Here is a 26,628-nt window from a genome sequence, read left to right on the forward strand (position 1 = left end):
TCCTAGGGCCGAAAGATGCGGTGGGGAGCCGGATGGTCCCTGCTCGTGAAGGCCCAGGGTCACGCGTTGTCATCCGTTGCGGGTAAAGAGGTTTGAGTCAAGTAAGCTCTGGCCGGTGTCGACGTCGAGAGGCCGTACGCACAGGGCCGTCCGCGAGGCTGCACGACAGGCAGCCGTGCGGACCCTCTCCGCCGTGCCGGTCGGCCGGTGGTTCGAGCCACGGGCGGAGGGTCAACCGTTACGCAACGTCGTCGTGGTCACCGGCCCGCACCGCTCGGGCACGACGATCATGGGCCGGCTGCTCCTCCACGCACCGCACACCTTCCTGGTCCACGAGCCGCTGAACCTCGACTGGGGGCTCGTCGGAGTTCCCCAGCGCTTTCCGTACCTCACCCCGTCCGACACCGCTCATCCGGCGGCCCAGGTCCTGCGGCGGTTCCTGCGGACGGGCGAGGGCCAGTGGCTCGGTCACGGCAAGCCACTCCCCGCCAACCACCAGCGCATGCGGACGAACCGGGACAACATCCGGACCCTGCGTCCGTTCGGGTTCACGGTGATCGTGAAGGATCCGTTCCTCCTGCTCGCGCTCGGGTGGGCCAACCATGCGCTCAGCATGAACCCGATCGTGGTGACGCTCCGCCACCCCTGTGCCTGGGTCGCCAGCCTGCAACGACGGTCGATGCACCCGCGCGCGGCGCTGGAGTCGTTCCGGGCGCAGGAGGGGTTCGGCGATCCGGTCGTGACCGAGATCCTCGCGCGGCGCGCCTGGGAGGAGGCCGACCTCGTACCCGCCGGCGCCGCCACCTGGGCCTGTCTGGTCCGCATGCTCAGCGTGCAACTCGACGCGGGAGCGAGGGCGGAGGTCGTCCGGATGGAGGACTTCGCGGTCGATCCGTACTCCGTTCTGCTCCAGACCTATCGCCGCTGCGGGCTCGGCGTACCCCGGAATCTGGAGCGGATCGTGGAGGAGTACACCGGCGCCCACAACGTCGTCACCCCCGACCAGCCGGTGCTGCATGTGCTGCGGCGCAACAGTTCCGCACTGGTCAACGCGTGGCGCACGCGCCTGACCGAAGATGACCAGAAGGTGATCCGGGAGATCACCGAACCCGTCGCCACCCGGTGGTACGACACCTGGTGAGCGCGGTCCGGCCGGGTCGGTCGGCGGTGTGGTGGAACCCGTACCTGGCGGATGTCCCAGATTGGTGGGATCAGAACTGGATCACTGCCGCGAACGCCCCTAGGCTCTGCGGCGGTGCATGACAGGGCGTGCATCGCGACACGGCAGGGCCGATGGCTGGGCCACACGGCATGGCCTTGCTGGGCCACACGGCTGGGCACACGGGAGGGGTCTCATGGCACGGCGTGTCCCGTTGGAGACAGACCTTGGCGATATCCGTGCACACACGAAGGCGGTGTTCGAGGAGTTCGCCGCGAGGTACGAAATCTACTTCGCCTGGGGTATCGGCGCCTCCGGTGACCACAAGGCCGGCAAGGCACTCGACCTGATGGCCTACTCCCGCGGCGGCGGTCCTGACAACCCGGGACCGATTCGTACGGGCTGGAACAAGACCGTCGCGGAGTACGCCTGGGCCAACCGCAAGCGACTCGGCATCGACTACGTCATCTACGACCAGCTGATCCAGTCGAACAACCCGGACGGCTACGCCTATGGCGGCTGGCACGACTACCCGGGTGAGTCGCACGCCAACCACGTGCACATCTCGTTCGAGGAGAAGCCGCCGGCCTACCGGCCACCAGGACCGTCGCCGTACATCGCCTTCCCCGGTGCCGCCCACTTCCGGATCGGTCGCAGGAGCAACACCATCGGCCGGATGAACATGCGGCTGGCGGCGACGGGACACGACGCGCCCGAGACCCGCGAGTTCACGACGGCGAGCAAGTCGGCGTACGCGCACTACCAACGCAGCCTCGGCTACACCGGCGACGACGCCGACGGGATCCCCGGCGAAACGTCGTGGGCGAAGCTACGGGTCCGCAAGAACGGGCCACTTCCACCCGGGTCCACAGCTGAACTGGAGGACGCAGTCATGGCAGGCCTTCCCGCCCAACAGGTGCAGGTCGAAGGAGAGTCCGCGATCTTCGCCGTCACCTTCGCAGGCGCGGTCCACATCAAGAACCAGACGCACCTGGAGTTCCTCGTCGCGCAAGGCTGGGTGACCGAGGACCGAAAGACGATCAGCAGGGCCCAACTCGCCGCACTGCGCGAAGACGAGTAACGACACCACGCCAAGGGGCCTGGCCGTGCTGTCAGGCCCCGACGGTCCCGTCGATACCCTCGCGCAGGAAGTCGGCGTGGCCGTTGTGGCGGGCGTACTCATGAATCAGGTGCAGCATCACCAGTCGCAGCGACACATCCTCGCCCCACTTGGCCTGATGGCCGGTCACGTCGAGTGACTCCGCCTCGGCCTCGATCCTTCGAGAGTGGACGACTTCGGCCTGCCAGGCGTCGAACGCCTCCGACCTGGTGGCCTTCGAAGCGTCGTACGCCACCTGGAAATCTCCCTCGGGCGACCACACGAGGGGAATGTCCTCACCGGCGATCACCCGGCGGAACCACGTCCGTTCCACCTCGGCCATGTGGCGCACCAGACCGAGCAGGGAAAGCGTCGAGGGTGGCATCGACTGGCGGCGCAGGTCCTCGTCGGACAGGCCGTCGCACTTCATCGCAAGGGTCGAGCGGTGAAAGTCGAGGTAGGCACGCAGCATCCCGCGTTCGCCTGCGATCAAGGGCGGCGCGACGCGTTCGGTGGTGACCGCTGGATCCATGGCACGAGCATGACAGTTCCGGTCGCCGGGACAGGGATCGGGTGCAGTCCGGCGGGCTCCCTCGCGAGTTGGCCCGACGCTCAGATAGTCATTTGCGCCGGGTCGGTTGGTGCCCGCAACCTGTGGCGATGTCGGCAGCTGGACCTGGGACCGCGATCATGCCGTTCGAGGCAGGGCATGCTTCGGGCGTGTCCGCCCTGGCCGAAGCCGAGGGGTGGCCGACATTCTCCGATCCTGACCGGGTGCTGCGGCTCTCCGCCGCGCCCGGCGTCTTCTCCAGGGTCGCGGTCCGGGACGGGCGCGTGGTGGGTGCGGCACACCTGCTGAGCGACGGTCACCATGCGTACCTGACCTTCCTGGCGGTCGCCATCGACCACCGCAGAGGAGGCGTGGGACGGCGGCTGATCGGTGAGCTGTTCAGGGCCAGCGGGGCCGAGCGGATAGACCTGTTGTCGACACCGGAGGCCAACGCGTTCTACCAGAATCTGCCGAACAGTGCGCTCGCCGGCTTCCGGCTCCATCCGGGGCAAAGCGGCTCGTTCGACGCGTAGCGGGACGACGGATTGGCGTGTCGCCGCTGGACGTTCCCGTTAGATGGGTTATATCTTCCAGTTATGCGTAGCGAGGCGCCGGCACTGCTGCCGATCTTCCGATCGCGGGCCCAGGCCGACCTGCTGACCCTGCTGCTGCTGCATCCGGAGCGGGACTACACGGTCACCGAGGTGGCCAGCCGGCTGGGAGTACCCCTGACGACGCTGCACCGTGAGGCGCAACGCCTGGTGGACGCGGATCTGCTGGTCGGGCGGACGGTGGGCCGGTCAAGGCTGCTCCGCGCCAACACCGGCCATCGGGCGTTCGGGCCGTTGTCGCAGCTCCTGACCGTGACGTTCGGGCCGCACACCGTGGTGGCCGACGAGTTCGCCGGGCTGGAGCAGGTGGACCTCGTGTTGATCTACGGTTCGTGGGCCCGGCGGTACGACGGTGAGACGGGGCCGATGCCCCAGGACCTGGACGTGCTCGTGGTGGGTCGCCCGGACCGCGCGACCGTCTACGAGGCGGCAGAGCGGGCCGAGCAGCGGCTGGGATTCGCGGTGAACCCGACCATCAGATCCGTTCAGCGGTGGCGGGATGCCGGGGACGCGCTGGTCGAGCAGGTCAAGTCCAGCCCGACAGTGACCGTGATCGACCCCGACCAACCCGCTGAGAGGGGAGAGCCATGAGCAGGTGGCGGGCAGGAGAGGCCGAGATCGAACGGTTCCTTGCCGAAGCCGGACTGCAGGACGTCAGCGGCGCACAGGCCGATGGGGGCGCATGGCTCACCCGCGCGCGTCGTACTGTGCAGACCGCCGCCTCGCTGGTCGACACCGATCCCGAAAGCGCCTACGTCCTCGCCTACGACGCCGCGCGCTACGGATGCACCGCCCTGCTCGCGCAGCAGGGCCTGCGTCCGACCTCCGCCGGCGGACATCTGGTGGTGGAGCGGGCGGTCCGCGCGCCGTTCGGTGATCCGTTCAAGGCGTACGGCATGCTACGGCGTCGTCGCAACGAACTGGAGTACCCGAGCCATCCCGGGGACAGAGCTGACAAGGAGGAGGCTGACGGGGCCGTGACCGCGGCGCGAGGGATCATCGACGCGGTCGAGCGACTTCTTCCGCATCTGGGCTTCTTCATGACCCACTGAGTTCGCCTGCGTGCCACTCCATCGTCACTCGTGGATGCTCACCACCGACAACGCCGAAACCCAGGCGCGCATAGAGGTTGCGGGCCGGATTGTCGGCGAAGACGCTGAGTCGTACGGGCACGCGCCGGCGATGAGCCTTCTCGAGGATGCGACGAAGAAGGTGGGTGCCGATGCCACGCCCCTGCGCCTGCGGGACGAGGGCGAGTTCCTCGAGGAAATCGAGATCCTCCTGGTGGAGAACGCACAGATAGCCGATCGGATCGCCCCACTCCTCGACGATCTCGAAGGGCAGTCTCCCCAGCTCCTCATTGGTGGCTGCGCGTTGCTGGGTGTCGTCCCAGCCCGAGATCCTCTCCACGTACGCACGGAACGTCGATCGTCGGGTCGCGAAGATGAAGTCCCCATCATCCGGTCCGGCAGAACGCGTCCGAATGCCGGCGAACCTCATCTTCCGAGCCTACGCGTCGATGGAGAGAGCGCCCTGTCGGTGGAGAGGTGTAGTCAGGATCGATGAACTGGTCTGAGCTGACAGAGCGTCAACCTGCGCTCGCGACAGTTGCGTACGAGAAACTCATCAAGCCCGGTGTGCTCCTGGTGGGCACGACCCGACGCGACGGCACGGCACGCATCAGTGGCGTCGAACCGCTGCTCATGGATGGCGACCTGTACCTGTCGATGATGCGGACGTCCACCAAGGCACACGACCTGCAGCGCGATTCGCGGATCCTGCTCCACAGCGTGGTGACCGGCCCAGATCCGGCGGCCGAGATCAAGGTGCGAGGCTCGGTACGCCGCGAGAACGAGCGTGCCGTGCACGAGCGCTATGCCGACGCGGTCGCCAGCCAGATCGGGTGGCAACCCGTGGTGGGCGAGTTCACGCTTGTCGCGGTGGGCATCGACGAGGTGAGCTATGTCAGCTACGACGCGGACAATGGTGCCCAGCACGTCGCCCGGTGGCCAGCTGGCATCGAGTACGTCCGAGCGGCGACCACTCCGACCAGCCTCGGACCTCCAGAGCCTGTCCAGCGACTACTTCGTTGACGGCACGACGCGGGAGGCGTCCAATGTCCGTGGAGATTCCGGCGTCCGTGCTCGTCAACCTGACGGGGCGGGACACGAGCAGCGTCGTCAACCTCACCACCCACCCGATGCATGGCGGTACCGGCGCGGCGACCGCAGCGGTCGCACGGCTGACCATCCAGACTCGCGAGCGCGACGGCCGCCGACTCGACGAGCTCAGGGTCATCCGCAAGACGTTCCGTCCCTTGCGGTCGGGTAGGCACCGGCATGGCGCTCACGAGCCGTCCCACTGGGCGTACTGGAAGCGGGAGATCCTGGCCTACGGCTCGGGTGTGTTGCCGGCCGGCCCCGGCCTGCGCGCCCCGCGGTGCTACGGGGTGTCCGGGTCGACGATCTACCTCGAGGATGTGGGCGACAGTCCCGCGGACGTGCGTACGTCAGCTCGTCAGCTCGGCACGTGGCAGGCCCTCGCCGAGCCGCCGAACGTGGCATGGCTGAGCGGGCACCAGGTGTCCCAGCGGATCGAAGCATCCGATCTCGACTGGTCGAACGTCCAATCAGACAGCAGGGTGAAGTTCTTGTGGGACGCACGCCACGACCTCCTCGGCGAGCTGGCAGAGGTTGCTCCGGTTCTGTCTCATGGTGACTTTCATCAGGCGAACCTGAGGGAGTACGGCTCGGATACGGCGACCCTCGACTGGGGGACTCTCGGGCTTGCGCCCGTAGGGGCCGACCTTGCCCATCTGGCGCTGAGCACGCGGCGGGATCTCGTGGCCGAGTATCTCTCCGGTCTCAACGGGACGTTTCCCGCGCACGAGGTCGTCCGTGGTTACCGCATCACCTTGGCGCTCGTCGGTTCGAGCCGCGTCCACTGGATGCGCACCGAAGGGATCGACGTACCGGTTGGATATGTCGACTTTCTCTGGGACAACCGCCCGCGCCCGCGGTGAAACGCCCACGCCAGCCGTCGCGGCTGACCTAATACTGCAACGGCACTTGTGGGAGTGGATGTCCTCGTCGTTTGCAGTGGCTTTCGCGGGCTTGGTGTTGGCGTCGTCGTCGCCAGTGTGACCATCCCCAGATGTGATCGGGTTCGGGGACGTGTCGCAAGATCAGATTGACGAGGAGTCGGCGGATCTCCGGTAGCGTGTAATTGATCATGTTTTGTTCTGCTGGGCTGGTTTCCCTTTTATGGCAGGGGCTTTCGTGACGGCTAGCCAGGCGAGAGCGAGCATCGAGAGGGTGATGTGGGCGTACCAGGCGTGGTAGGTGCGTACCTGGTAGTGGTCCAGTCCGGCCTCGTTCTTGGCCTGTTGGAAGCATTCCTCGATTCGCCACCGTGATCCGGCGACCCGCGCCAGATCGGCCAGTGTTGCCCGGCGTGGGCCGTAACAGACGTAGTAGGCGATCTCGCCGTCGCTGATCGATCGGCGGGCCAGCAGCCAGTGGCCGCGGCCTGCCTGCCAGCCGATCCGGATCGGGGTCCGGGCCCAGTCATAGGTGCGAGGCCCGTGCGCGCCCGCCCCGATCGAGAAGCGTCGCGATGCCCGAGCCGGGAGCTGTGCGATGAGTTCGTCGACCCGCCCATCGCCGCCAGCGCCTGTGATGACGGTGTCGTTGCACTTGGTGGCCAGCACATGGGCTGCGTCGTGTTCTTCCAGCCACGCACGTAGGTACTTGACCTGCCCGTACGCCTCGTCGGCGGTGACCCAGGCGAACGGCACACCCGCGTCGAATGCGCGCTGAAGCATGCCGATGGCCTGCCGCGGCTTGGTCGCAAGCGGTGGTGCTAGCCGGCCGGTGGGCCGTTGGCGATGCGTTTGAGCAGATCATCCGGCGAGAGTTCCGAGCCGTCCTGGAACCACCAGGTGACGCCGGCTTGTTCGTACTCCTTCGCCGGTGCGGCGGCCGGCGCACCGGCGTTGTTCGGCGACCAGATCGCAATGTCGCCGTCGGCGTGACCGCCGGCTCGGATGAACTCGGCGCGGATCCCGCGGACTTCGGACGGCGTTGGCAGCCGGAAGTCGTCGGTCTTGTCACGCATCTGCGGGAACAAGCCGTTGGCGTTCCGCGCGCCACGGACGGGTGCCTTTCGTGGCCAGAACCCGCTCGTCCACACAGGGACGTCCGTGGGCGGGAATCGGACGCCGGTGGCCTTGTAGTACGTCCCGATGTGCTCGACAGGCTCACCAGACAGCAGCGCGTGGATCAGCGTGGCGCCCTCGTCAAGCCGCGCGGCGAGCTCAGAGCGCTTCGCTGACTCGCCGTGGTTCGTGTAGTCCCACCCGACACCTGTTCCGAGGCCGAGGATCAGCCGGCCCCCTGACAGAGACTGCAGCGTGCCCGCCTCCAGTGCGAGCTTCGCCGGTCGGCGTCGCGGTAGCGGGACGACCATCGGCCCCAGTTGGATGGTCCTTGTTGCCTGGGCGATCGCGGCGAGCACTACCCACGGGTCGGCGACCGGCGGGTCATACTGGCCCGGACTGATGAGGTCCCACATGAAGTAGCCGTGCCAACCTGCGGACTCGGCGGCGACCGCCAGGTCGCGGAGGACGGCCGGGTCGCCGTACGCACCGAACGACGGGACATAGATTCCATAGCGCATGATCGCCTCCAACCTCCCCGGTTCCTCGGCTATTCCGCCGCTCCGACTTGCTAACCGGATTACCAACAGGAGCGCAGGACGACCATGGACAGCAGCCGACTGGATTGACCGATCGAACCCCTCTGTCCCGCCTCACCTCGACAACGATGACCCGCGAGCAGCGCGACGGGTTCGTCATCGTCATAGAGGCCGGGACTTCCGAGCGCGGGCACGGTATGTGGGCTGTGAAGTTGGCTGAGACGGGTGAGTTCATCGGCTGCGCGGGGCTGCTCTACCAGACGTTCGATGCTCACTTCACGCCCGCGTTCGAGATCGCGTACCGATTTGCCCGCAGCGCATGGGCCAGGTTATGCGACCGAGGCGGCGAAGGCGGCTCTGGCGTACGCATTCACCAGCGTCGGCATCTCCACGATCGGTCGATGACGGCAGTGTCGAACACGCGGTCGCACGATCCGGCGGACGACTTCGACCACCCGCGGCTTTCCCACGCCATGCACTGCGCCCGCACGTGTTGTACCGCCTGAGCGTCGACCAGTGGCGTTCGCGCCACCCGACAAGGCAGCCGTGACAACCGCCGCACCCGTGGAAAGCTGGCGTGCCGGGCCCGAGGTGCTAACCCGTACGATGCTGTACGCGTAGAGGGGAGGCCGGCCCATGGTGACCACGGCCGACCCGGCTGCCGGCCTTATCTGCCGCTCTTGAAAGGCAGGCGACGTCGTAGATCCCGATGCCCTCCCACGACCGACAGGCGGCCAGATCGCTCGGTGCGCCGACGGACTGTAGCGTCGAGCTTCGACGAAACCCGGGCGACCGACGAACCTACGTCGGTCGACGTATTCCCACCGCCGCTTCCAGGCGTACGTCGTGTGCCAGGGGCTGTGAGAACCTCGCCAGGTCGGTCCACGATGCTCGCGGTCGACGTCGAGCAAGTTCGGATCAACTGAGTACGTCGTCCATCAGCCCGTTTCGGGTGCCCAGAAGGAGTTTCGTCGCATGCGCAAGATCTACGCAGGACTGTTCAGCTCGATCGACGGTGTGGTCGAGGCGCCCGACCAGTGGCAGCCAAGTTTCGACGAGGAGATGGGTGCGGCGTTGGCCCGCATGCTCGACGGACAGGACGCCGTGCTGCTCGGCCGGGCGACGTACTCCGAATGGGCGGAGTACTGGCCGACATCGACCGACGAACCGTTCGCCAGCTTCATCAACAACACCCAGAAGTACGTCGCCTCCACCACTCTCGACTCGGTGGACGAGTGGTCGAACAGCACGCTGATCAAGGGCTCGCTGACCGACTTCATCGCGGACCTGCGCCAGCAGGACGGCGGCACCATCGGCGTAGCAGGCAGCATTGGGCTGGTCCGATCACTGATCGAGCAAGGGCTGCTCGACGAACTCACCCTGATGATCAGCCCGGTCGTCGCCGGCGGGGGTCGCAGGCGGCTTTTCGCCGACGACTCCGCGCTGACGAAGTTCGACCTGCTCGAAGCCCAGCCGACCAGCAGTGGGGCACTGATCGCGACCTATCGCCCCGTCCGGTAGCCGCACAGGATCGGCCACTCCGGTGACAACCGGAGTGGCCGATCAGGGGCTCCGCACCATCGTCTGCTGGTGCAGACGACGCCCGTTCGCGCGGAGGCCCGGCACCTGCGGCGCTGGTGGATCCGAAGGCGAACTGCGTTGTCACCGGTGCCTGATCGTCCTGGCCTGGCGCGGAATCAAGCACCGGCTCCGCGAGTGGATCGGTCGCACCTCTCGTTGTGGCTCTTGACGATGAGATCGACGGGGCATCTCTCGGATGGGATGTACGTCCTGTGACGTAGCGGAAGTGGGGACTGTCGACGTACGCGCCGATTGTCCAGGCCGACAAGACTTGCCGGTATGTCGATTCGCGCTCGTGCCATGTCTCTGCTCGCGGTCGCTGTAGTTGCGGCTGCGACTCTTGTCGCTTCGCCGGCTTCGGCCGTCCCACGCCATCCAGGCCCGGGCGTGGTCCGGGTGGAGTCCGGGTGGCTGCGCGGCAGCGTCACCGATGACCACGTGAACTACTCCGCCGTCCCGTACGCCGCGCCCCCTGTCGACGGGCGCAGATGGCGAGCGCCGGCACGTCCGCGGGCCTGGTCTGGGGTCCGCGACGCCACGAGGCCGAGTCCGTACTGCCCGCAGGGCGGACCCGAGGGCATGGTGGGTACGGAAAACTGCCTCTATCTCGACGTCACCCTGCCCACGGATGTCCGACCGGGGGAGCGGATTCCAGTCCTGGTATGGCTGCACGGCGGCGGCTTGAACTCCGGCGGTGCGCGGGAGCACGACGGCGCGCGGCTCGCGACCTCGGGCCGCCTGATCGTTGTCACGGTGAACTACCGGCTCGGTGCGCTCGGCTTCCTTGCCTCGCCCGCGCTGGAGCACGGCGAAGGGAACTATGGACTCATGGATCAGGCCGCCGCGCTGCGCTGGGTGCGCCGCAACGTTGACAACTTCGGCGGCGATCCGGACAACGTGACGCTGGCAGGCCAGTCCGGCGGCGCCCGAGCTGTGTGTGCCCAGCTTGCCTCGCCGATATCGCGTGGCCTGTTCCACCGGGCGATTACGCAGAGCGGTGCCTGCGACAACCGGGTGCCAACCCTGGTCGAGGCCCACGCGTTCGGCGCCCGGGCCGCCGAGGATCTCGGCTGCGACATGGCGGCCGATGTCGCCGCCTGTCTTCGCGAGCGCACCCCGGCCGAGCTCCTCACAACGCTCGCAGGCGTCGGCTGGCAGCTCAACGGTCGGGTGAGCGACCGGCCGTGGAACCCGGTCGCCGGTACATCGGTGCTACCGCAGCAGCCGGGCGACGCGCTGCGCTACGGATCGGCCGCTCGGGTCCCGCTCATGGTTGGCGGCACCCGGGACGAGATGCGGTCGTTCGTCTCAGGTAGAGCGGCGCTGACCGAGCAGGAGTACCGCGCGATGATCACCCAGACATTCGGGGACAGGGCCGGCGTCGTACTCGCGGAGTATCCGCTTACCGACTACGACAACCCGGCGCTCGCCCTGTCGGCGGTGCTCAGCGACTGGGGCGGTGCCATCGGCGCTTGTCCCGTACTGCGCACGGCCGAGGCCGCCGCCGCGCAGCAGCCGGTTTACGCCTACGAGTTTGCCGAGGACAGCGGTCAGGACCGAAACGGGTTCCCGATGGGCTCCTACCATGGCCTGGACCAGCCATACCTGTGGGACCTCGACCCCCTCTGGCCGAACCCGTACCCGGAGCTGTCCGCTGATCAGGATCGGCTGTCGGCGACGATCGTCGACTATTGGTCGGCGTTCGCCGGCACTGGCAACCCGAACGGTCCCAGCCGGGCGCCCTGGCCCGAGTTCGGCACGGCAGGCACCGTGATCGGGATGTCGACCGGTGGCATCGGCCCGACGCCGTACGCCACCGACCACCGCTGCGGTTTCTGGGCCGGACTCCCACACTGACTCCGGGCTAGCAACACACCTATCGCGGTTAATACTGCAACGGCACTTGTGGGAGTGGATGTCCTCGTCGTTGGTAGTGGCTTTCGCGGGCTTGGTGTTGGCGTCGTCGTCGCCAGTGGGACCATCCCCAGATGTGATCGGGTTCGGGGGCGGGTCGCAAGATCAGATTGACGAGGAGTCGGCGGATCTCCGGTAGCGTGTAATTGATCATGTTTTGTTCTGCTGGGCTGGTTTCCCTTTTATGGCAGGGGCTTTCGTGACGGCTAGCCAGGCGAGAGCGAGCATCGAGAGGGTGATGTGGGCGTACCAGGCGTGGTAGGTGCGTACCTGGTAGTGGTCCAGTCCGGCCTCGTTCTTGGCCTGTTGGAAGCACTCCTTGCGTTCGTTGATCTCGGCGACCACTGCTGTCGGCGCCCACGGATTCTCGGACTCTCTGAACTCCAGCCGGTGCCCCTCCACGTCGCCTCCGAACTCGTCTGGGGAGAACTCGTTACGGTAGTGGTGCCCGCCGACGGCACCCATAGTGAGTCGAGTCGCTCGAGGAGAGAGACCATGGCCGGCCAGCCGTCCCGTGGAACGATGTCCCGCGAGCTGATCGATGCCGTCAGCGCAGCCTACGGTCTGCCATCCACGGCGGAGCACCGTGAACTCGGGGACTCGTTCAACCTCAACATGCTCGTATCGCATGGGGATGAGCGGCTGGTCGTACGGATGTACCGGCCGTCGATGACCGCACCACGGTTGGCGGCCGTGCAGAAGGTCCGCCGATTCCTGATCGATGCTGGCATTCCGTTCGCACCTCTCCGGCCGACGCTCGATGGCAGCGACTGGTGTGAGTTCGGTGGACGACTGATCGAGGCGGACGAGTTCGTGCCGTCGGAGACGTACATGGAGTCCCTCGCGCACATCCGCCTGGCGATGCCCGTGCTCGCGCAGATCCACAACCGGCTCAGCCTCGCCAGTGTCGACGAATCGGCCGCCCACGCTCCTGTGGCCAATCACGTCGACGCCGGTCGCGTGGTCGACGTGGTAGGGGCATGGGTGGCCGCGCTGCGCGCCGCCGAATTGTCGAACGAGGATTTCCGGTACGCCGAGGTCGCCGAGACGTTGGCGCATCAGGTGCAGAGAGCCGAGGCAGGTCTCGTCGACCTGCTGCCCCGCCAGCTCGTCCACGGTGACTTCTGGGACGACAACGTGAGGTTCACGGGCTCCCGGATCGTCCTCATCACGGACCTGGACTTCATGGGCTACCGGCCCCGGATCGATGACCTTGCGTTGACGCTCTTCTATGCCAACGAGCGACTCGGGCGCGACGACACGTCGGTCCGGCGGCGTTGCCAGCTGCGAGAGCTCGTCGATGCCTATGACGAAACGCTCACTGAACCGCTCTCAAGAGCGGAACGCCACGCACTGCCGTACGCCATCGCACGCACCACGCTGTGCTTCACTGACCAACCGGCACACAGCGATGCGAGATGCGCGACTGAGCTGATTCGCCGTCGGGGTCCCGCCTGGGTGTGGGCGTCGGCGGCGATCAACGACTCAGGGTGGACGACCGCATTCGCCCAGGCACCATCATGAGTCTCGTCCTAGAAGTAGCTCGGAATAATGCCGTGTGGATTCACGGTCGACTATGGCAGCGTGGCGGCCGTGCTCGCAGAGTTGCACCTTCACCTGTTCGGCTGCATCCGCCCGCTGGATCTCCTCCGTCAGCTGGTGGTCCGCGGCCAGGTCCGGTGGGACTTGTACGAGTCAGGGATGAAGGCCGCGTACGGCACGATCCCGCCCGTCCGGCAGGTGGTTGAACGGTACCGCCAAGGAGACGCCACGGCGGCCGCCGAGTTCGAGAACCTCTACGTGTTCGGCGACCAGGACGCGGGGAACTTCGACCGCTTTCAAGCCAAGGGCAACCTGATGGCCCTGAGCCTGGCGCTCAACGATCCTGACGCTGGGCCGGCCGAGATCGCGGCCGAGATGGCCAAGATCGTGACCGGCATCCGAGCCGACCATATCCGACACGGAATCAGCTACGCCGAACACCGCGTCTTGTTCGGGGTTGACCTCGACACACCGCGGAACCGGGCAGTGCTCGATACGGTTCTGGACGCGTACCACCACGGTGATGCCGGACCAACTGAACGCCTGGCTATCTCGCTGAACCGCACGAACCCGTGGCCGGGTTGGGAGCTCGTGCAGGAAATCGCACGCGGACCCCACGGCGACGTGCTGACCGGCATCGACTTCTGCAACATCGAGGAGGGCCATCCACCGAAGGACGCCGCCGCGATATTCCACGCGGTACAGGATTTCAACGCCGCCCACCCTCAGCGCTCCCTGGCGATCCTCTACCACGTGGGGGAAAGCTTCCGGGACAAGAGCCTCGAAAGTGCCGTCCGGTGGGTGCAGGAAGCGGCCGAGTTCGGCGCGCACCGGCTCGGTCACGCGATCGCGCTCGGGGTGGATCCTCACCTGTACGGCGCGCACTCCCGAGAGGAACCTGTCAGTGAACACAGGGACCAGATCGCCTACGACCTCCACCACTGCTCCGGACTGCGCGCGGCCGGTGTCGCAGTTGACTCCGTGGCTCTCCGCACCGAACTCGCGGACCTCGCCGCGCTACCCGACGGCGCCTCCGTCACCATCGACTACGACGCGGCGCGCCTTGATGAGGTACGCCGACGGCAGACGTACGCGATGGGCCGCATCTGCTCCACCGGAGCGGTCATCGAGGTGTGCCCGACGTCCAACCGAAGGATCGGTGGCATCGTGGACCCGGCGCACCATCCGGTCCGGCGCTTCGTAGCCGCAGGGCTCCCGGTCGTCGTGTCCTCCGACGATCCCGGCAACTTCGGCATCTCGCTGGGCGACGAACTCGACTGGGTCTGCGAGCACACCGGCGGCGGTGCCGAGCTCCGCCAGGAGTTGATCAGAGCCGCCTGGGACAGCCGCTCCGAGGTGCTTTCCGGACGACTCAGCCGGTAGCGGTGGCAACGGAGGCCCGGATCCAGACCTGGCGGTGACCTGTGGATATTGGGTAGCCGTACCTGCCGTGTCGCTCTACCCTCGCAGGCGTGGAGCCTGCCGAGATCGCCCCTTTTACCGGGGTCAATCGTCATGCGTGGGACACCATCGCTGGCGTACGTGGTGACGGTCTTCACCCGGGAGAGCTGTTCGCACAAGGTGAGGCGAACCTGGCCGCCAACGAGCTGCCTATTTCGCAGTGGCGCGGTCTCGACGTCCTGCACCTGCAGTGCGCCTCCGGGGAAGACACCCTCAGCCTCGCACTCGCTGGAGCACACGTCACAGGTGTGGACATCGCGCCGGAGAACATCAGACACGCCCGTCGTAAGGCCGAGATCGCGGGCATGCAAGCAACGTTCGTCGTGGCCGACGTGTATCAGCTGCCGTCCGAGCTGCTGTCCGCTGGGTTCGATGTCGTCTTCGTGAGTTGTGGAGCGTTGGGCTGGCTCCCAGACATCAAGCAATGGGCAGGAATCGTCACGGCGGCGTTGAAGAAGGGCGGACGCCTGCTTGTCGACGAGATCCATCCACTCGCGAGCTGCCTCGAGTTCGACGGCAGGAGGTACGTCGCCGTTGAGGACTACTTCCGGCGGAACCGGCCACAATGGAACGCTGCCGGTCCGCCAGGCCTGGCCGGCACAGGGCCCGACGACATCATGCCGGAAACCGTGGAGTTCCGCTGGCCCATTGGCGACGTCATCACTGCACTGGCCCGGGCGGGTATGCGCATCGAGCTCCTGGACGAGTACCCGAACGACAGGCCGGAGCTCACCACACAGCAGCAGGAAGAGCTTCGCAAGCTTCCCGGTGGCTTCGTACTGCTGGCAACGAAGGATCGAGACTGCCCCTGACTTCCACGGAGTTCGGTTTGCGGATGCCATCCACGTGGTCATGAAACCACTGGACGTCCCCCCGCGGGATTGATCGAATCGGCTGCCATGAGTCAAGCTGACGCGCAATTCCTGGCCGTTCCTGCGAGGCTGCGCGATGCGCTCATCGAGGGCCAGGGTGAGGGCGCTCGCGAGTGGTGCGACCGCATGCCCGGGCTTGTCGCAGATCTGTTGGCGCGCTGGTCGTGCGTCATCGCCGGGCCCGTCATGTGCGGGTGGGCGGGAGTCGTGGTGCCGGTACGTCGGGTGGACGGTAGCGGCGCCATGCTGAAGATCTCGCACCCGCACGAGACCAGACGGCTCGCTGTCCCCGCACCGTCCGGACTGCCCCGGATGCAGCCGACGTTCGAGCAGTGGGCGATCGAACTTCCCGCCATGTCGGCGGCCGCGGGTCACCCCCTTCCCGCACGAGCCGTCGATGCCGCCGTCGCGACCTGCGTGGAGCTGGGCGCGGAGCAACCCGACACCATCCAGCACGGCGACCTCAACCAGAGCAATGTGCTCCGCGGAACGCGCCAGGACTGGCTCGCCATCGACCCCCAGGGCTTGTCGGCGAAATCGCCTACGAGTGCCTCACTCACCTCCGTGACCGGTGGACCGAGCTGCGAGACCTGCCCGACCCCGACCGCGCCCTCCGCAGGCGGATCGAGATCTTCGCCGACGCCGCCGAGATCGACGTCGAGAGGGCGGTGCGCTGGACGCAAACCAGAGCCGTCCAGGTGATACTCCGAACGGGGGGCGCCTTCGATGACGGGGGCGTGCACGACTGGATGGCCACCACATTGGCGGACTGACCATTCCCGCGTACGAACCCCGCCGTGGTGACCTCTGGCTGGTAGCGTCGTGCGGTGGCGACATCGCCGTGGCGCAACACCACACATGACTGGGCGGTCGGCGTAGATCTCGCGCACTTGACCGCGATCCGGCGGGACGCTGCCGGGTTCGCGCCGACAGGCGCGATCCACCTGGCGCTCGAGGTGCTCGCCTATGTCGCGGACGAAGCGGCAGGCGGTCACGGCGGCCGATGTCGTGTCTCGGTGTTCGCAGACGGTTCGATCTCGATTGCCGATGACGGACGTGGCACCGACATCCGCCGCGATCCGAACGGTCGTTTCGTGAAGAAGCCGGTTCTGAGCAGCAAAGACATTCGGTTCTTCGATTCGCCACAGGCGCAGTCGCTGCCCGAGGAACATCCGAGGCGGGGCATGTCTGTCGTCGCCGCGCTCAGCGAGTGGCTCGTGCATGTCAACCGTCGCGAAAGCGGTTCGTGGAGTCAGCGCTATGAGCACGGTGTGCCGGTGACGGACCTTGTGCAGATCGCCGACGACGAGACGACAGGGACGACCGTCCACTTTCAACCCGACCGTCGGTTGCTCGATCCGCAGATCGACCTGGGCGAGATCCGCCGCCTGGCCAACGCCTGGGAAGACCTCAACGTCGAAACCCGCGACCTGCGCGGATAGGCGAAGAGTCCACCTCGATCCACCACTACGGGCCCCTGGTCACCCGGAAGGTCACCCGTCGCGATCTACGTCTGCCGGTGCGTCTGGACGTACTGGTCGACCTTTTCGCACGCAGAGTTGACGTACTTTGCCTCGTCACAGCGACACTCACGAGTGGAACCCGTAGGAACTAATCGTTCTTGTGGCTGACGATGTTGATCACGTTGCCGTCTGGCGCGCGAACGAGGAACCTCCGCAGGCCCCAGGGCTCCGTGGTGAGCGGATGGACGATCTCGAACCCGCGTCGTTTCGCTTCCTCGTACGCCTCCTCAACGCCGTCGCCGACGGCGACCGAGATCACGGAACGCGCGGAGCGGTGGCATCACGGGTGACGAGTTGGACGACCGCTTGGCCATCAGGAGACTGGAACCGGGTAACCCACCCCATGTTGAGCCCTTCGACGCTCAGCCCGAGGTAGTCCACGTAGAAGTCCCGGGCTTCGCCTATATCTGGGACGGACAGGTTCGCAATGATGCGGGTTGGCTGCACGGGTGGCTCCTTTTGTCAGAAAGCGGTACGCCGTCATTCGTTTGCGCTCTGCCGAGCCAGTCCAGCTCAGTACGCATCCGGTCGCAAGGAACCCCGTCGGTCGTGTCCGGGTACGAGGAGTGCTGGCGGTGGGTCGATCAGCGCAGCGGCCAAGTCGTGGACATGGAGGCCTACCAGGTGAAGCGCGGCAATCGCTTCCAGTTGCGGGTGCCGTACATCTAGGGTCGCGGGTATGACGGATCTACGTGACTGGAGCAGGCACTCGCCGTACTCGGATCCCGGCAGGCACGCGGTGCTGCTGGACGATGTGCCCACCGACATTCCGGGTCTGTCAGCGGTGGCGCGCAACGTTATCGTGCACTATCGAGGGTCGGGGCTGGAGCTTCCCGCATCCACCCGGAACGACATCCACAGTCGCTGGCTCGCGGTCACGCTGGAGATCGACCAGAAGAGGCACCGGAAGCCACTCGCGGAACCTCGCGATCCCACCGATCGGGTTCAGGGTTGCTGCCGTGATCACACCCTGTTCTGCGTCGGGGTCCTGCGTCAGCACGGAATTCCGGCCCGTTCACTGGTGGGTTTCGCGGGCTACCTCAGGCCGGACTACAACCATGACCATGTGATCGTGCAGACCTACGACAGGGAAACGCAGCGCTGGGTGCGGTTCGACCCGGAAATCGCCGAGCCGACCGAGGCACTGCCGACGCCACACGACATTCCGGCTGGTGCCGATGCCCCCTTCCGCACGGCGGCCGAGGTCTGGAAGGGCTGTCGCGCCGGATCCCTGGACCCGCACCTGTTCGGGACTGGTCCGGGATCGGACTTCGCCGGGATGTGGTTCATCCACAACTACGTTCTGATGCAACTTGCTCACCGCTACGCCGACGAGCTGCTGCTGTGGGACGGCTGGGGTGCCGTGAGCCTGCCGAGCGGTCCTCCCAACTCCACGCTGGCCCTCATCGACGACATCGCGGACCTACTGATCGCGGTCGAGTCCGCCGATTCACCTGCGGACGCGAGTCGGTTGGATGCCATGTTGCGCAAGCGGTACGACGATGACGAGCGGCTGCACCCTGGCACGTCCGTGACGCAGTATTCCCCGTACGGCGATCCGCCTCTTACCGTGCCGATCGCGCGCCGGCCGGCTCCCTGACAGCCACGCGATCTCCGCCTCGAACACTCCTGACGGAGTGCTCCTTGTACGCGTGGTCGCTTCGTGCTGGTCAGGGCCGTTCGGGGACACCCGTCCCGGCCCATGGTGGTGCCCGGGGCGTGCACGGTCCAGGCCCGCGCGACGCGACCCGTCAAGGCAGGCAGCCTGATCGCGACCTTCTCGTACACGCTTCCAAGGCAGTCGACAAAGAGCTCGTCACCGCTCGCCGCTGCAGGTCGTTGGGCTCAGTCCTGGAGCGACTCGTCCAGTAGCGTACGGCGGATGAACGACCACGCCGCGACGGCCGAGCAGCACACGATCCCGCTGGCTCGGAAGCGGATGGGGGCGGGTGCGTTGCTCCTCGACGCTGAGGATCGAGTACTCCTCGTTGAGCCGACATACAAGGACTACTGGGAAGTCCCGGGCGGGGCCGTCGAGGCTGATGAGTCTCCGTACGAGGCAGTGTGCAGGGAGTTGGAGGAGGAGCTTGGCGTCCGTCTGCCGGTCGGTGGACTTCTGGCCGTCGACTGGGTTCCGCCTCAGGAGGGGAGGACGGAGGGCGTGATGCTTGTCTTCGACGGGGGCATGGTGCCGGCGGATGTGGCTGCGACGATCGCGGTGCCGGCGGATGAGCTTCGCGGCTGGGCGTTCTGCTCTCCTCAGGAGGCAGCGGAAAGGCTCTCTCCGCTCCTTGCCCGTCGGATCGCGGCCTGCCTGGAGGCGCGGGCACATGGAACGGTGGCGTATCTGGAAGACGGCGAACGAGTCGTCTGGTCGGCCACGGCCGGTGCGGCGAGGAGATCGTGAACGGGTCGGCCGAACGCAGTGCTTGCGCGCGGTCTAGGTCTAGGCACGAGCACCAGAGCGCAGGTGGCTGTACCACGCCGAGATCGATCGCTTGTAGCCATCTGGCATGGCAAGGCCCGAGACCTCGGGCTCGGAGAACGTCCCGATCTGCTGATGCTCATGCGAGAGGACTGGCTCTGTGTCCCCTATCACGGCGCAGCCATAGGTAACGATCAGTACACCTGGCCCAGCTCCGATGTGGTACACGTATGAATCCAGGACTGCGACAACTGCCGTATCCAAGCCAGTCTCTTCCTGGATCTCGCGGACGACGCAGGTCTCGGGCTGTTCACCTGGCTCCAGCCGGCCGCCTGGAAGTTCCCACTCGTCCCGCTCGTTCATGAGCAGGACAACCCGGCCATCCAGTACCACTACGCCTTTGACGCTGACGGAAAATCGAGTGGGTGTGTACGGCATCGGCACGGGCTCCTTCGCGTCGTAGTCGAACCCTCTGCGGACCGTACCAATCTCGGCCCGGCGCGGTGGAACCACTCCTGGCCAGCCGGCGCGCCTCGCGCGCGCTGAGTGTGGACCGGTACTGGCGAGCGCGAGTCATTGACGGTTGGTGCCGGGCGCTTGGGCGCACCTCAGCGGCACGGTTCCTAGACGACTCCATCGTGAAACCTGTGGACGCCCTGCGACGGGGTGATCGAATCTGTTTCCATGAGTCAAGCTGAGCCTCGAGCCTTCACTGTCCCGGCCGCGTTTCGCGACGCCCTCGTCAATGTCCAGGGCGATCGGGCTCGCGAATGGTTCGACCGTCTGCCCGGACTGGTCGCTCAACTGTTGGAGCGCTGGTCGTGCATCATCGCCGGGCCAGCCATGTCCGGATGGGCAGGCGTCGTAGTCCCAGTACGTCGACTGGATGGCAGCGGCGCCATGCTGAAGGTGTCGCCGCCTTATGGGACCCCTCAGTTCGAGGCGACCACGCTCGCCACCTGGGCCGGGCGGGGAGCCGCGCTGTTGCTGGAGCGCGACGACGCCAACTCCGCGATCCTGCTCGAACAACTCCACCCCGGCGTCCTTGGCCACCGTGACCGACACCGACGAAGCCATGACCATCATCGGCCGCCTGGCCCGACGACTCGCAGTCCCCGCACCGCCCGGGCCGCCCAGGCTGGAGCCGTTGTTCGCGCAATGGGCGGCCGAACTTCCCGCCATGTCGGCAGCCGCGGCAGATCCCCTGACCGCACGCGCCGTTGACGCCGCCATCGCCACCTGTGTGGAGCTGGGCCCAAACCAACCCAGGACGATCCTGCACAGTGACCTCAACCAAACCAATGTGCTCCGTGGGAAACGCGAGGACTGGCTCGCCATCGACCCCCTCGGCTATGTCGGCGAGATCGCGTTCGAATGCCTCACCCACCTCCGCGACCGGTGGACCGAGCTGCGAGACCTGCCCGACCCCGACCGAGCCCTCCGCAGACGGATCCAGATCTTCGCCGATGCCGCTGAGATCGACGTCGAGAGGGCCCTGCGCTGGACGCAAACCAGAGCCGTCCAGACGATCCTGCGAACGGGGCCACTCGAGGGCCCCATGAACGACGGCGGTATGCACGAATGGATGGCCACCACACTGACCGACTGACCACTCGCGGACCTTCTCGCGGCCGCACTCAGTCCGGACAACCCGCGATGGTCCCCACGCGATGGTCCACCGCGTCAGGCATGGCCATGGGAGTACCCCTGGAGGCTCCTCTCACGTCGGTCGGGCAGCTTGTCCACACCCTGCACAGTTTCCGTGTAGCCGCCCGACCGCGCGCCGGGGCGCGAGGTTGCAGCTCAATAGGCTCACGCTGGGGCACTTCCACGTCGGGCCTATGCTCGCCGCGTGCTGGCTGAGCCGGAGAGGCTTGAGTGGGGTGCGGAAACGTGGGATGCGTGGGACCCCCCCGGCGATCGCGAAGCTGCTCGAAGGGTGCCCCGCGCGGTGGTTCGTCGTGGGTGGATGGGCTGGGCACGGGGTCGGACGACCGGTGGTGGCTAAGCGTTCCAATGGCTTAGGTGCTTGGTGAAGAAGGCGAGTGCTTGGTCGCCGAGGCCTTCCCAGAGCTTGTTGTCGGTCGGCGGGGCAAAGTCTGTGCGTAGCCCGTGATTGCCGCCTTGGACGACGTGGAAGGTGACATCAGCGGCATGCTGTCGGAGGGCCATAACGATGGCTTCAGCATTGGCGAAAGGGACGATCTCGTCGTTGGTGCCGTGCACGATCAGGAACGGCGGGACAGCGCCGTGGACATTCAGTGTGGGGCTGAGCTGATGCAAGACGTCCACGTACTGGCTCGGTGGTCCGCCGGCCAGGGAGCCAAGTACGGCATTGTTGTCGATCGCGGCCAGGTCGATCTTCGTCAGGTCGGCCGGAGCGCTTCGCGCGATCACCGCCTGCACGGTACCGGGTTGATCGACACCGAGCAGGGAGCACAGGTGAGCGTAGAGAACACCCGACTGGCAGCTTGGGAATCGTACATAGCCGCAGGCGCCGTCTCAGCCGCGAGCGACGAGCTGGAGCGGCCTGGAGTACCCCTTGTTGTCCTCGGCTAATGGCCCGTTAACGGCGCGGCTGGCTCTCCCACTGTGGCGCGTGACAGTCCCAGGACTTGGCCTTGGATAGGGTCGCCGCATGGGTGAGGAGATGACGGGCGGCCGATTCTCTAGTCCGGTGCGTCAGGGAGATACAGTGGAGCGCCGACTGACCCCGGCGAGCCCAAATGTGCATGCCCTACTGCGCCACTTCGAACGAGTCGGCTTCACCCTGGCACCCCGGATCCTTGGCACCACTGCCGACGGCACCCGAGAGGTCCTCAGCTTCATCGAAGGCGAAACCGGGTACCCGCCGCTGTCAGATGCGCACCGCTCGGACGACGCACTGGTCGAGGTCGCTCGAGCGATCCGCGCCATGCACGACGCCACCCAGGGCTTTGTGCCGGCAGAGCCGAACGCCTGGCACGACCAGGAAGTCGCCGCCCCCGTGCGAACCGACTGCATAGGACACCACGACCTCGCACCTTGGAACATCGTCTTCGACGGCAGCCGGGTCGTCGGCATCCTCGACTGGGACTCCATCCGTCCGTCCAACCGGGTGTGGGACCTGTCCTACGCGGCGCACCAGTTCGTCCCACTCCACCCCCCTGCATCGCTGGCACCGTTCGGCTGGAACGACGAACCAGACCGAGCGGCCCGCCTGAGACTGTTCAGTGGCACCTACGGGTTGAGAGTCACCCCAGCGGAGATCCTCGACCTCGCGGTGCTGCGCCTGGCCTCGATCGCCGCCCACATCGAGCAGGAGGTTCGCGCCGGCAACCCCGACTTCGAGGTGCATCGCCAGGAAGACCACGGCAGCGGCTACCGAACGGCTGCCAGGTTCATCCTCGACAACCGCACCGCACTGCTGGCGTGATTGCGCCGGAGCGTCGGGCTGTTCAGATCCGCCTAGCATGCTGGAGTGACGGACAACCATCAGATCCGTAGAGGCAGGCAACTCGATCGCGACCCGCTCATCCGCGCTCCGGAGGTCGTCGACCAGGTGCTCATCGTCGCCCGGCGTTGCAGGTCGTTGGGGTCACGCTGGGGTCAATCCTGCGTGCGATGAGAGCCCCAGCTTGGAAGATGTGGAAACGGTCCCGGACAGGTTCAGCGCACGCGAGGTTTCGGTGCCTGGAGTGGCCTGGGGTAACCCGTACTCGCCCGGTCTAATGGCCCGTGGGTGGCCCCGGGCTGTCGTGTCGCCGGCTCGTAGGGATATCTCCTGCCTTAGGTCGGGACTAACGGCCCGACCATATGTTCGAATCGGTGTGCAGCGTGGTAGATGCAACGGGTGAAGCTCCAGGGGTGGTATCACGACATGTACGACGCATATGGGCTTGAGGTGCTTGACCAGGCTGCGTGCCTGGCGCTGCTCCGTCAGAACAAGGTCGGGCGGTTCGTCTTCGTTGACCACATGCTGCTCGCCGTCCATCCAGTGGCATACGCCTTCGATGGCGGAAGCGTCGTCTTCCAGACCAACGGCGGCGCCAAGCTCGACGCAGCCAGCAAACACGACCTCGCCGCATTCGAGGTCGACTACATCGACCCTGAACACGGACGGGGATGGACTGTCACCCTCAGCGGACATGCCGAACCAGTCACCGATCCGCAGGAAGTAGCACGACTGCACAAACTGCTACCCGAGCCTTGGACGAACGACGGCAGAGTCGACATCATCCGGATGCACGCCGAGGTCATTCAGGGGCGGCGAAAGATGTCCGAACAGCTGGATCCGGCGCAGCTCACGGCCGACAACCCGGCCAATATGCCCACCACCGCAACAGACATCCGCCCCCAGACCGAACGGGAACACGCCCTGACGATGCCACGGGTTGGCCCTGCGCGACACACGGGTTAGGAACCCATCGTCACTCGTCCATATCAGTCCAGGACTCGCTGATTCGCGCTGCAAAACCGGCCTCGCCTCGGCTCGCTTGTCCAGGTCAGTCCAGATCCGTCCGGCCGCTCGTTGCATGCAGGTTGCACGCCGGGGACTGAGTAAGGTCTTGCCGGCCAGATGATCCCTGTGAGCCGAGACTTCGGGAGTTGCGGGTGGCATTGGTGAGCGCGGTCGCTGCCGATGGAGAAGGTGTCCCCGCGCGGTCGAACGGTCAGGACTGGATCATGTCGTGGCATCAGCCGCACATGCCGCCAGACGGTAAGCCACATGGGGCAGAGGGCATCTGCGTAACCCCGGCCGGTGAGATCGTGGTGATCAGTCGCGATGGAGAGCGCTGGGAGCTTCCGGCTGGCAGGCCAGACGGGACGGAGACGTGGGAAGAGACGCTTCGCCGCGAGGTACTCGAAGAGGCTTGCGCAACCGTGGTGCAAGCCAGGCTCCTTGGATTCACTCGTGGTGTGTGCGTCGTGGGGCATCAGGAGGGCTTGGTCCTTGTCCGTTCGGTGTGGCGAGCCGATGTCGAACTGGCCCCATGGGAGCCGAAGTTCGAAATCTCGCACCGTCGCGTTGTCCCGGCAACGCACCTCATGGACGACTTGAAGGTGGCGTCGCTGCCCGTCGCGCCGATCATCAGGCGCATGTTTCGCGAAGCAGCCATCACGTAGGGCCCGTTGACCACCTTCTTATCCGTAGAGGCAGGCAACTCGATCGCGACCTGCTCGTCAGGCCTCGGAAGGTCGTCGGCCAGGTGCTCACCATCGCCCGGCGTTGCAGGTCGTTGGGGTCACGCTGGGGTCAGGGCGAGCGACGCATTACGCCCGCGACCAGGTGCTCATCGTCGGCCGGTGTTGCTGCTCGTTGGGCTCAGGCGGAGTCAGGGCTCTCACCAGAGACGAAGCCGTGACCGTGCAGGGTCGTCGTACGGTCCGAGTGTCCGGTGCTGGTCCAACGACAGCTTGAGGTTGGTCGATCATGCGGCCACGGTGGGAGGCGTGCCCGAGCAACTCGACAGCGTGGATGAGCTACTGGCCGAGCTACTCCGGATCTCAGGTAGGTGGCCTCAAGCTCAGTTCGGCGTCTACCTGCACGGCAGCCGTGCTCGCGGAGAGGAACGCGCGCACAGCGACGTTGATGTCACCGCGCTCGCCGATCCGTCGACACCACCTGAGGTCATCCAGGCCTTTGTCACGGCTGGGCGCGCCTGCAACGACCCGCTCGTGGACCGGCTAGACCTCAAGGCGTTCACGACGACCCGGTTCGCCGCAGACCCCTGGGTGAAGCTACAGAGGGCCAGGTTCATCGGAGGTCGAGACTGGCGCCATGTTCTGCCGCACCCCACCTTCGACGAACATGCGCGAGAGGCCCTGGGAGTCTTCCGGGTGATCGCCGAGGATAGCGATCTCAGCCACACCGACAAGGCAGGGATCGAGAAGATTCTGGCCTGGATGGCCGCCATCGTCGCCGGCCACACGACCGGCATCGCCCCGGCCAGTGGAACCGAGGCGCGGTCCATGCTGCGAGACAACCTGCATCCCCTTGGCCTCGACATCGATGCCTTATTGCGAGATCTCGAAGCAGAGACGACCGTCACCGATCTTGCGGGCTACCGACGCCGGGCGCACAAGCTCCAGGATCGAGTCACCGAGTTTCTGCTGGCAGAGCTACGTGCTGGACGGCTCGGCCCTCGCTGCGCCGAGACGGTCTGCGGCCTGGCCGCGTCCCTGCGTCGAGCATGAAGGAACGGCGGGCTTTGGCCGGTGTCCTGCATCGGGTCGCGGAGACCGGGGGGCCGTAAGCTTCCGCGTCTCGGGCGGGTCCTGGCCCGACCGTTGTGGCCCGAGGCGGCCCCCCGGTCTTAGGGACCCGACCCGAGGGAGGTGGGTAAAGCATGACGGTCCGGCGACCACCTCAACCAAGGGCTTCATCACCGTCGTATCGCCCGGCGAGCGAGGACGGCCGCCCACGGCCGCCCGCAAGGGCGGTAGCCGGGCGGTGCGCCGCGTCAGCGGCGCCTTGATGCTCAGGTGAAGGCGGCTCGCGGCGACGTCGAGGATGGTTCCGAGGGCTCTGGCCAGCGGCCCGGTGGTGAGAGCGACGGTCCAGACGACCGTGGCGCTGGCTCCTCCGGTCCTCGTGCCTAATGGCCCGCTAATGGCCCATGGACCCACTGAGCCCTGTGACTCGGCGAGGCCCAGGAGAGCCGAGAGGGGCTCTGACCTGGGGTGGTGCGTGTGGAGCGGGTGACGGGAATCGAACCCGCATGGCCAGCTTGGAAGGCTGGAGCTCTGCCATTGAGCTACACCCGCGTGGTGCCGGTCCATGGTCCCATGAGTATCCCTCCGACGTCGCATGAGATCACTCTCAGGCGTTCCTCGGAGAAGGCGTACCGTCGCACGACCGTAGGCCGACCAACCGGCGGTGCGTGCCCGTGTCGAGCCGGTGGACTAAACTCCGGGCGGCACCGCGAGGCCAGCGTAGTGCCCGCCAGCTCCGACCCGTTCGGGGTGGGTGGATTGTCACGTCCCACGACCCAACCGGCCTCGGCCGGCGGGACTGGCCGATGCCTGGGCGTGGGAGGTGACACCGGGGAGTGGCGCAGCTTGGCAGCGCGTCGGCTTTGGGAGCCGAAGGCCAGGGGTTCAAATCCCCTCTCCCCGACCAGGCGGCCGGCCTCCACCTCGGCCACTCAGCGGGTGCGCGAAGAAGAGGCGCCGCCGTGGGGCGTACACTGCGTCGCGCACCGGGATCGGCCCGA

At 66.5% G+C, this 26,628-nt stretch carries 28 protein-coding genes, 2 tRNA genes and 4 pseudogenes; 24 read left to right on the plus strand and 10 right to left on the minus strand.

Features of this window, described 5'->3' with window-relative positions; translation table 11 throughout:
* Positions 1 to 115: 115 nt before the first annotated feature.
* Together ABNF93_RS03960 and ABNF93_RS03965 are read left to right on the plus strand one after the other, a co-directional pair.
* Entirely contained in the window at positions 116 to 1,141 is a 1,026-nt protein-coding gene (locus ABNF93_RS03960) for a hypothetical protein (RefSeq protein WP_349326139.1), read from the plus strand.
* Positions 1,142 to 1,355: 214 nt separating this feature from the next.
* Entirely contained in the window at positions 1,356 to 2,240 is an 885-nt protein-coding gene (locus ABNF93_RS03965) for a peptidoglycan-binding protein (RefSeq protein WP_349326140.1), read from the plus strand.
* Between the two features lie 31 nt (positions 2,241 to 2,271).
* Here ABNF93_RS03965 and ABNF93_RS03970 read toward each other — a convergent pair whose 3' ends face one another.
* Positions 2,272 to 2,790 carry a DinB family protein gene (locus ABNF93_RS03970; protein WP_349326141.1) on the minus strand — a complete coding sequence of 173 codons (519 nt, stop codon included), beginning with the start codon at positions 2,788 to 2,790 and terminating at the stop codon, positions 2,272 to 2,274.
* A 128-nt stretch (positions 2,791 to 2,918) separates the two neighbouring features.
* Between ABNF93_RS03970 and ABNF93_RS03975 the strand changes: the two genes are divergently transcribed.
* The 3 genes from ABNF93_RS03975 to ABNF93_RS03985 all read left to right on the plus strand — a co-directional run bounded on the left by ABNF93_RS03975 (position 2,919) and on the right by ABNF93_RS03985 (position 4,471).
* Positions 2,919 to 3,341 carry a GNAT family N-acetyltransferase gene (locus tag ABNF93_RS03975; RefSeq protein ID WP_349326142.1) on the plus strand — a complete coding sequence of 141 codons (423 nt, stop codon included), beginning with the start codon at positions 2,919 to 2,921 and terminating at the stop codon, positions 3,339 to 3,341.
* Positions 3,342 to 3,404: 63 nt separating this feature from the next.
* Positions 3,405 to 4,010 carry a winged helix-turn-helix domain-containing protein gene (locus ABNF93_RS03980; protein WP_349326143.1) on the plus strand — a complete coding sequence of 202 codons (606 nt, stop codon included), beginning with the start codon at positions 3,405 to 3,407 and terminating at the stop codon, positions 4,008 to 4,010.
* Positions 4,007 to 4,471 (plus strand): hypothetical protein, encoded by a 465-nt coding sequence (locus tag ABNF93_RS03985; protein ID WP_349326144.1) that lies wholly within the window; start codon positions 4,007 to 4,009, stop codon positions 4,469 to 4,471. Before ABNF93_RS03980 ends, ABNF93_RS03985 begins: the two co-directional genes overlap by 4 nt.
* Here ABNF93_RS03985 and ABNF93_RS03990 read toward each other — a convergent pair.
* Positions 4,458 to 4,919, minus strand: a complete 462-nt coding sequence (locus tag ABNF93_RS03990; protein WP_349326145.1) for a GNAT family N-acetyltransferase — start codon at positions 4,917 to 4,919, stop codon at positions 4,458 to 4,460. The two genes, ABNF93_RS03985 and ABNF93_RS03990, sit on opposite strands and share 14 nt — an antisense overlap.
* Before the next feature lie 62 nt (positions 4,920 to 4,981).
* Here ABNF93_RS03990 and ABNF93_RS03995 point away from each other — a divergent pair, with 62 nt between their 5' ends.
* The gene (locus tag ABNF93_RS03995) at positions 4,982 to 5,512 is read left to right on the plus strand and encodes a pyridoxamine 5'-phosphate oxidase family protein (protein ID WP_349326146.1); all 531 of its coding nucleotides are present in this window, start codon (positions 4,982 to 4,984) and stop codon (positions 5,510 to 5,512) included.
* Between the two features lie 23 nt (positions 5,513 to 5,535).
* Positions 5,536 to 6,441, plus strand: a complete 906-nt coding sequence (locus ABNF93_RS04000) for a phosphotransferase (protein WP_349326147.1) — start codon at positions 5,536 to 5,538, stop codon at positions 6,439 to 6,441.
* 207 nt (positions 6,442 to 6,648) lie between these two features.
* Here ABNF93_RS04000 and ABNF93_RS04005 read toward each other — a convergent pair.
* Both ABNF93_RS04005 and ABNF93_RS04010 read right to left on the minus strand, forming a co-directional pair.
* Positions 6,649 to 7,269 (minus strand): annotated as a pseudogene (locus tag ABNF93_RS04005) (IS701 family transposase); the annotation flags it as partial.
* Between the two features lie 11 nt (positions 7,270 to 7,280).
* A complete protein-coding gene (locus ABNF93_RS04010; RefSeq protein ID WP_349326148.1) occupies positions 7,281 to 8,096 on the minus strand; it encodes an LLM class flavin-dependent oxidoreductase in 816 nt (271 codons plus the stop codon).
* A gap of 146 nt (positions 8,097 to 8,242) precedes the next feature.
* Between ABNF93_RS04010 and ABNF93_RS04015 the strand changes: the two genes are divergently transcribed.
* From ABNF93_RS04015 to ABNF93_RS04025, 3 genes are all read left to right on the plus strand, one after another.
* Positions 8,243 to 8,620, plus strand: coding sequence for a GNAT family N-acetyltransferase (locus tag ABNF93_RS04015; protein WP_349326149.1), 378 nt, complete (start codon positions 8,243 to 8,245; stop codon positions 8,618 to 8,620).
* 469 nt (positions 8,621 to 9,089) lie between these two features.
* Positions 9,090 to 9,635: a dihydrofolate reductase family protein gene (locus ABNF93_RS04020; protein WP_349326150.1), complete on the plus strand. Its 546-nt coding sequence runs from the start codon at positions 9,090 to 9,092 to the stop codon at positions 9,633 to 9,635.
* A 339-nt stretch (positions 9,636 to 9,974) separates the two neighbouring features.
* Positions 9,975 to 11,552: a carboxylesterase/lipase family protein gene (locus ABNF93_RS04025; protein ID WP_349326151.1), complete on the plus strand. Its 1,578-nt coding sequence runs from the start codon at positions 9,975 to 9,977 to the stop codon at positions 11,550 to 11,552.
* A 207-nt stretch (positions 11,553 to 11,759) separates the two neighbouring features.
* Here ABNF93_RS04025 and ABNF93_RS04030 read toward each other — a convergent pair.
* Positions 11,760 to 11,930, minus strand: a pseudogene (locus ABNF93_RS04030) (IS701 family transposase); the annotation flags it as partial.
* 174 nt (positions 11,931 to 12,104) lie between these two features.
* Here ABNF93_RS04030 and ABNF93_RS04035 point away from each other — a divergent pair.
* The 5 genes and pseudogenes from ABNF93_RS04035 (at position 12,105) to ABNF93_RS04055 (ending at position 16,926) form a co-directional block, all read left to right on the plus strand.
* Positions 12,105 to 13,133 (plus strand): phosphotransferase enzyme family protein, encoded by a 1,029-nt coding sequence (locus ABNF93_RS04035; RefSeq protein ID WP_349326152.1) that lies wholly within the window; start codon positions 12,105 to 12,107, stop codon positions 13,131 to 13,133.
* A 69-nt stretch (positions 13,134 to 13,202) separates the two neighbouring features.
* Positions 13,203 to 14,534: a hypothetical protein gene (locus ABNF93_RS04040; RefSeq protein WP_349326153.1), complete on the plus strand. Its 1,332-nt coding sequence runs from the start codon at positions 13,203 to 13,205 to the stop codon at positions 14,532 to 14,534.
* 89 nt (positions 14,535 to 14,623) lie between these two features.
* Entirely contained in the window at positions 14,624 to 15,424 is an 801-nt protein-coding gene (locus ABNF93_RS04045; protein WP_349326154.1) for a class I SAM-dependent methyltransferase, read from the plus strand.
* A gap of 372 nt (positions 15,425 to 15,796) precedes the next feature.
* Positions 15,797 to 16,257 (plus strand): annotated as a pseudogene (locus ABNF93_RS34820) (aminoglycoside phosphotransferase family protein).
* A gap of 183 nt (positions 16,258 to 16,440) precedes the next feature.
* On the plus strand, positions 16,441 to 16,926 hold the full coding sequence (locus ABNF93_RS04055) for a hypothetical protein (protein WP_349326156.1): 486 nt from the start codon (positions 16,441 to 16,443) through the stop codon (positions 16,924 to 16,926).
* 169 nt (positions 16,927 to 17,095) lie between these two features.
* Here ABNF93_RS04055 and ABNF93_RS04060 read toward each other — a convergent pair whose 3' ends face one another.
* Both ABNF93_RS04060 and ABNF93_RS04065 read right to left on the minus strand, forming a co-directional pair.
* The gene (locus ABNF93_RS04060; protein ID WP_349326157.1) at positions 17,096 to 17,266 is read right to left on the minus strand and encodes a VOC family protein; all 171 of its coding nucleotides are present in this window, start codon (positions 17,264 to 17,266) and stop codon (positions 17,096 to 17,098) included.
* Positions 17,263 to 17,454 carry a VOC family protein gene (locus ABNF93_RS04065; protein ID WP_349326158.1) on the minus strand — a complete coding sequence of 64 codons (192 nt, stop codon included), beginning with the start codon at positions 17,452 to 17,454 and terminating at the stop codon, positions 17,263 to 17,265. The genes ABNF93_RS04060 and ABNF93_RS04065 overlap by 4 nt, the downstream gene beginning before the upstream one ends.
* A 232-nt stretch (positions 17,455 to 17,686) precedes the next feature.
* Here ABNF93_RS04065 and ABNF93_RS04070 point away from each other — a divergent pair, with 232 nt between their 5' ends.
* Positions 17,687 to 18,607: a transglutaminase domain-containing protein gene (locus ABNF93_RS04070; RefSeq protein WP_349326159.1), complete on the plus strand. Its 921-nt coding sequence runs from the start codon at positions 17,687 to 17,689 to the stop codon at positions 18,605 to 18,607.
* Positions 18,608 to 18,889: 282 nt separating this feature from the next.
* Positions 18,890 to 19,414 (plus strand): NUDIX domain-containing protein, encoded by a 525-nt coding sequence (locus ABNF93_RS04075; RefSeq protein ID WP_349326160.1) that lies wholly within the window; start codon positions 18,890 to 18,892, stop codon positions 19,412 to 19,414.
* 39 nt (positions 19,415 to 19,453) lie between these two features.
* Here ABNF93_RS04075 and ABNF93_RS04080 read toward each other — a convergent pair whose 3' ends face one another.
* On the minus strand, positions 19,454 to 19,870 hold the full coding sequence (locus tag ABNF93_RS04080; RefSeq protein WP_349326161.1) for an NUDIX hydrolase: 417 nt from the start codon (positions 19,868 to 19,870) through the stop codon (positions 19,454 to 19,456).
* Between the two features lie 246 nt (positions 19,871 to 20,116).
* Between ABNF93_RS04080 and ABNF93_RS34825 the strand changes: the two are divergent.
* Positions 20,117 to 20,464 (plus strand): annotated as a pseudogene (locus ABNF93_RS34825) (aminoglycoside phosphotransferase family protein); the annotation flags it as partial.
* A gap of 22 nt (positions 20,465 to 20,486) precedes the next feature.
* Positions 20,487 to 21,041 (plus strand): aminoglycoside phosphotransferase family protein, encoded by a 555-nt coding sequence (locus tag ABNF93_RS04085; RefSeq protein WP_349326162.1) that lies wholly within the window; start codon positions 20,487 to 20,489, stop codon positions 21,039 to 21,041.
* Positions 21,042 to 21,436: 395 nt separating this feature from the next.
* Here ABNF93_RS04085 and ABNF93_RS04090 read toward each other — a convergent pair whose 3' ends face one another.
* Complete coding sequence (locus ABNF93_RS04090) at positions 21,437 to 21,874, minus strand: alpha/beta hydrolase family protein (protein ID WP_349326628.1); 438 nt, start codon at positions 21,872 to 21,874, stop codon at positions 21,437 to 21,439.
* A 196-nt stretch (positions 21,875 to 22,070) separates the two neighbouring features.
* On the opposite strand from ABNF93_RS04090, the gene ABNF93_RS04095 reads away from it, so the two are divergent.
* The 4 genes from ABNF93_RS04095 (at position 22,071) to ABNF93_RS04105 (ending at position 25,609) form a co-directional block, all read left to right on the plus strand.
* Positions 22,071 to 22,847, plus strand: a complete 777-nt coding sequence (locus ABNF93_RS04095; RefSeq protein WP_349326163.1) for a phosphotransferase — start codon at positions 22,071 to 22,073, stop codon at positions 22,845 to 22,847.
* A 444-nt stretch (positions 22,848 to 23,291) separates the two neighbouring features.
* Positions 23,292 to 23,831: a pyridoxamine 5'-phosphate oxidase family protein gene (locus tag ABNF93_RS04100; protein WP_349326164.1), complete on the plus strand. Its 540-nt coding sequence runs from the start codon at positions 23,292 to 23,294 to the stop codon at positions 23,829 to 23,831.
* A 287-nt stretch (positions 23,832 to 24,118) separates the two neighbouring features.
* On the plus strand, positions 24,119 to 24,538 hold the full coding sequence (locus ABNF93_RS34830; protein WP_502877530.1) for an NUDIX hydrolase: 420 nt from the start codon (positions 24,119 to 24,121) through the stop codon (positions 24,536 to 24,538).
* Positions 24,539 to 24,865: 327 nt separating this feature from the next.
* Positions 24,866 to 25,609, plus strand: coding sequence for a nucleotidyltransferase domain-containing protein (locus tag ABNF93_RS04105; protein ID WP_349326165.1), 744 nt, complete (start codon positions 24,866 to 24,868; stop codon positions 25,607 to 25,609).
* Between the two features lie 496 nt (positions 25,610 to 26,105).
* Here ABNF93_RS04105 and ABNF93_RS04110 read toward each other — a convergent pair.
* Positions 26,106 to 26,179, minus strand: a tRNA-Gly gene (locus tag ABNF93_RS04110).
* Between the two features lie 278 nt (positions 26,180 to 26,457).
* Here ABNF93_RS04110 and ABNF93_RS04115 point away from each other — a divergent pair.
* Positions 26,458 to 26,534, plus strand: a tRNA-Pro gene (locus ABNF93_RS04115).
* Positions 26,535 to 26,628: the final 94 nt, after the last annotated feature.

Origin of the sequence: Actinopolymorpha sp. B9G3 (genome assembly GCF_040120725.1) — a bacterium.
GTDB lineage: Bacteria > Actinomycetota > Actinomycetes > Propionibacteriales > Actinopolymorphaceae > Thermasporomyces.

Coding starts and splice junctions, on each gene's coding strand:
- ABNF93_RS03965 (WP_349326140.1), top strand. CDS start 1,356: ATGGCACGGCGTGTCCCGTTGGAGACAGACCTTGGCGATATCCGTGCA.
- ABNF93_RS03970 (WP_349326141.1), bottom strand. CDS start 2,790: ATGGATCCAGCGGTCACCACCGAACGCGTCGCGCCGCCCTTGATCGCA.
- ABNF93_RS03975 (WP_349326142.1), top strand. CDS start 2,919: ATGTCGGCAGCTGGACCTGGGACCGCGATCATGCCGTTCGAGGCAGGG.
- ABNF93_RS03980 (WP_349326143.1), top strand. CDS start 3,405: ATGCGTAGCGAGGCGCCGGCACTGCTGCCGATCTTCCGATCGCGGGCC.
- ABNF93_RS03985 (WP_349326144.1), top strand. CDS start 4,007: ATGAGCAGGTGGCGGGCAGGAGAGGCCGAGATCGAACGGTTCCTTGCC.
- ABNF93_RS03990 (WP_349326145.1), bottom strand. CDS start 4,919: ATGAGGTTCGCCGGCATTCGGACGCGTTCTGCCGGACCGGATGATGGG.
- ABNF93_RS03995 (WP_349326146.1), top strand. CDS start 4,982: ATGAACTGGTCTGAGCTGACAGAGCGTCAACCTGCGCTCGCGACAGTT.
- ABNF93_RS04000 (WP_349326147.1), top strand. CDS start 5,536: ATGTCCGTGGAGATTCCGGCGTCCGTGCTCGTCAACCTGACGGGGCGG.
- ABNF93_RS04010 (WP_349326148.1), bottom strand. CDS start 8,096: ATGCGCTATGGAATCTATGTCCCGTCGTTCGGTGCGTACGGCGACCCG.
- ABNF93_RS04015 (WP_349326149.1), top strand. CDS start 8,243: ATGACCCGCGAGCAGCGCGACGGGTTCGTCATCGTCATAGAGGCCGGG.
- ABNF93_RS04020 (WP_349326150.1), top strand. CDS start 9,090: ATGCGCAAGATCTACGCAGGACTGTTCAGCTCGATCGACGGTGTGGTC.
- ABNF93_RS04025 (WP_349326151.1), top strand. CDS start 9,975: ATGTCGATTCGCGCTCGTGCCATGTCTCTGCTCGCGGTCGCTGTAGTT.
- ABNF93_RS04035 (WP_349326152.1), top strand. CDS start 12,105: ATGGCCGGCCAGCCGTCCCGTGGAACGATGTCCCGCGAGCTGATCGAT.
- ABNF93_RS04070 (WP_349326159.1), top strand. CDS start 17,687: ATGACGGATCTACGTGACTGGAGCAGGCACTCGCCGTACTCGGATCCC.
- ABNF93_RS04075 (WP_349326160.1), top strand. CDS start 18,890: ATGAACGACCACGCCGCGACGGCCGAGCAGCACACGATCCCGCTGGCT.
- ABNF93_RS04080 (WP_349326161.1), bottom strand. CDS start 19,870: ATGCCGTACACACCCACTCGATTTTCCGTCAGCGTCAAAGGCGTAGTG.
- ABNF93_RS04095 (WP_349326163.1), top strand. CDS start 22,071: ATGGGTGAGGAGATGACGGGCGGCCGATTCTCTAGTCCGGTGCGTCAG.
- ABNF93_RS04100 (WP_349326164.1), top strand. CDS start 23,292: ATGTACGACGCATATGGGCTTGAGGTGCTTGACCAGGCTGCGTGCCTG.
- ABNF93_RS34830 (WP_502877530.1), top strand. CDS start 24,119: ATGCCGCCAGACGGTAAGCCACATGGGGCAGAGGGCATCTGCGTAACC.